Source organism: Pseudomonas sp. GM49 (genome assembly GCF_000282355.1).
Classification (GTDB): domain Bacteria; phylum Pseudomonadota; class Gammaproteobacteria; order Pseudomonadales; family Pseudomonadaceae; genus Aquipseudomonas.
This window is the reverse complement of the sequence record NZ_AKJL01000144.1, coordinates 1-3,182: the sequence shown is the minus strand read 5'-3', so window position 1 is coordinate 3,182 and position 3,182 is coordinate 1. Positions and strand designations below refer to the sequence as shown.

4 protein-coding genes are annotated in these 3,182 nt (G+C 60.5%); 2 read left to right on the top strand and 2 right to left on the bottom strand.

What is annotated here, in order from left to right; all coding sequences use genetic code 11:
* Positions 1-534 (bottom strand): amidase (locus PMI29_RS15845; RefSeq protein ID WP_007997746.1); only part of this gene is annotated, 534 nt, incomplete at its 3' end.
* Between the two features lie 16 nt (positions 535-550).
* Positions 551-838 (bottom strand): Asp-tRNA(Asn)/Glu-tRNA(Gln) amidotransferase subunit GatC, encoded by a 288-nt coding sequence (gene gatC / locus PMI29_RS15850; RefSeq protein ID WP_007901429.1) that lies wholly within the window; start codon positions 836-838, stop codon positions 551-553.
* Positions 839-1,049: 211 nt separating this feature from the next.
* Between gatC and mreB the strand changes: the two genes are divergently transcribed.
* The gene (gene mreB, locus PMI29_RS15855) at positions 1,050-2,087 is read left to right on the top strand and encodes a rod shape-determining protein MreB (RefSeq protein WP_002555108.1); all 1,038 of its coding nucleotides are present in this window, start codon (positions 1,050-1,052) and stop codon (positions 2,085-2,087) included.
* Positions 2,088-2,278: 191 nt separating this feature from the next.
* A partial coding sequence (gene mreC / locus PMI29_RS15860) for a rod shape-determining protein MreC (protein WP_443216451.1) occupies positions 2,279-3,182 on the top strand: 904 nt, incomplete at its 3' end.

The window sequence follows — 3,182 nt, the reverse complement described above, 5'->3', positions numbered from 1 at the left end:
CTGACGGATCGAACCGCCGGTGTCGGTGCCGGTGGCCGCTGGCAACAGACGAGCGGCAACCGCCGCCGCCGAGCCACCGGACGAACCGCCCGGAACGTGTTCCAGGTTCCACGGGTTTTTCACCGCGCCGTAGTAGCTCGACTCGTTGGCCGAACCCATGGCGAATTCGTCCATGTTGGTCTTGCCCAGGGTCACGGCGCCGGCAGCGGCCAGCTTGGCGACGACGGTGGCGTCGTACGGTGCCTTGAAGTTGTCGAGCATCTTCGAGCCGCAGCTGGTGCGAATGCCCTGGGTGCAGAACAGGTCTTTGTGGGCGATCGGCGCGCCGAGCAGGGCGCCGTTCTCACCATTGGCCCGACGGGCGTCAGCGGCTTTCGCCTGCGTGAGCGCCAGGTCCTCGGTGAGGCTGATGAAACTGTTGAGCTGCGGATCGAGCTGGGCGATGCGCGCCAGCAGGACTTTGGTCAGCTCTTCGGAGGAAAACTTTTTATCGGCGAGTCCGCGGGCGATCTCGGCCAGAGTCAATTGATGCATTGCAGGCTCTTTCCCTTTAGTCGATGACTTTCGGAACCAGGTACAGGCCGTTTTCGACCGCTGGTGCGATGGACTGGTAGGCCTCGCGGTGATTGGTCTCGGTCACGACGTCTGCGCGCAGGCGCTGGCTGGCTTCCAGTGGGTGGGCCAGCGGCTCGATACCGTCGGTATTGACCGCCTGCATTTCGTCGACCAGCCCGAGAATGCTGTTGAGGGCCGAAGTGATGTGTGGAAGATCGGCATCATTCAGGCCAAGGCAGGCCAGATGAGCGATTTTTTCCACGTCGGAGCGTTCTAGCGCCATTGGGATTCTCCAGTGGAAAACAAAACGGACGGCGTCCGTGTGTTAGATTGTCGGAACACTACCGCACTTCTACGGTCATAAGGCCGCGATTGTGGGGCTTGGTGCACAGAAAAGCGGCCAATTTAACATATTGGCGCCTTGCCCAAAATCCCTGTCGTTGTTAGAGTTTGCCGCACTTTTTTACCCACGCGTTGCCTAGGGTCCCTTTCCCATGTTCAAGAAACTGCGTGGCATGTTTTCCAGCGATCTTTCCATTGACCTGGGCACTGCCAACACCCTTATTTACGTGCGCGAGCGCGGTATCGTCCTGAATGAGCCCTCCGTTGTGGCCATTCGGACGCACGGTAACCAGAAAAGTGTCGTTGCTGTCGGCACCGAAGCCAAGCGCATGCTCGGCCGTACGCCGGGCAACATTGCTGCCATTCGTCCGATGAAGGATGGCGTGATTGCTGACTTCAGCGTTTGCGAAAAAATGCTGCAGTACTTTATCAACAAGGTTCACGAAAACAGCTTCCTGCAGCCTAGCCCTCGCGTGTTGATCTGCGTTCCATGCAAATCCACCCAGGTTGAGCGTCGTGCCATCCGCGAATCGGCCCTTGGCGCCGGTGCACGTGAAGTGTTCCTGATCGAAGAGCCAATGGCCGCAGCGATCGGTGCCGGCCTGCCGGTTGAAGAAGCTCGCGGTTCGATGGTCGTGGATATCGGTGGCGGTACCACCGAAATCGCGCTGATCTCCCTGAACGGTGTGGTTTACGCCGAATCCGTCCGCGTTGGCGGCGACCGCTTCGACGAAGCGATCATCACTTACGTGCGTCGCAACTACGGCAGCCTGATCGGTGAATCCACCGCCGAGCGCATCAAGCAGGAAATCGGTACGGCCTACCCGGGCGGCGAAGTTCGTGAAGTCGACGTTCGTGGCCGTAACCTGGCCGAAGGCGTTCCACGCGCATTCACCCTGAACTCCAACGAAGTGCTGGAAGCTCTGCAAGAGTCCCTGGCAACCATCGTTCAGGCCGTGAAAAGCGCCCTGGAGCAATCGCCTCCGGAACTGGCTTCCGACATCGCCGAGCGTGGCCTGGTACTGACCGGTGGTGGCGCCTTGCTGCGCGACCTGGACAAGCTGCTGGCCCAGGAAACCGGTCTGCCGGTGATCGTTGCCGAAGACCCGCTGACCTGCGTTGCTCGCGGCGGTGGCCGTGCATTGGAAATGATGGATAAACACACCATGGACCTGCTTTCCAGCGAATAAGTCGCCGGATCGCCTCTATGCTGTTGAGCGCGCAGGCGGCACTTTGCAGTGCTGCCTGTTCGCGTTTATCTTCTGTCAGTCTGCATCCAGGCCGGATTGCTGCCGTATGAATAAACAGAACATTTGCCTGGAAGGAGCGGCTTATTAAACCGCTTTTCACCAAAGGCCCTTCACTGGGCGTGCGCCTGTTGGTGCTGGTCGTGCTATCGGTCGCGCTGATGGTGGTCGATGCCCGCTTCAGTCTGCTCAAGCCTGCACGCAGCCAGATGTCGCTGGTGCTGATGGACGCCTACTGGATCACCGACCTGCCCGGACGATTGTGGGACGGCGTTGCCAGTCAGTTTGGCAGCCGGACCGAACTCGTCGCCGAAAACGAAAAACTCAAGACCGAGAACCTGCTGTTGCAGGGGCGCATGCAGAAGCTCGCCGCCCTGACCGAGCAGAACGTTCGGCTGCGCGAGTTGCTCAACTCTTCTGCACTGGTCAACGAGAAGGTCGAAGTGGCCGAGCTGATCGGCATGGATCCCAACCCCTTCACCCATCGCATCATCATCAACAAGGGTGAACGCGACGGCGTGGTCCTCGGCCAGCCAGTGCTCGATGCCCGTGGCCTGATGGGCCAGGTGGTCGAGTTGATGCCCTATACCTCCCGCGTCTTGCTGCTGACCGATACCACCCACAGCATTCCGGTGCAGGTGAACCGTAACGGTTTGCGGGCGATTGCCAGCGGTACCGGCAACCCGGAGCGTCTCGAGTTGCGTCATGTGGCCGATACCGCCGACATCAAGGAAGGCGACTTGCTGGTCAGCTCCGGCCTCGGCCAACGTTTCCCGGCCGGTTACCCGGTGGCGACGGTCAAGGAAGTGATTCACGATTCCGGCCAGCCGTTTGCCATTGTCCGCGCCATTCCGACCGCCGCCTTGAACCGCAGCCGTTACCTGCTGCTGGTGTTCAGCGACACCCGTACCCCGGAAGAGCGCGCCAACGACGCTGCCCAGGCTCAGGAAAACCTGGATGCTCAGGGTGGTGGGCCGATCATTCCGGCGACGGTTCCGAAAGTGGTCAACCCGGTAGCCCCCGCTGCATCGGCTGGCG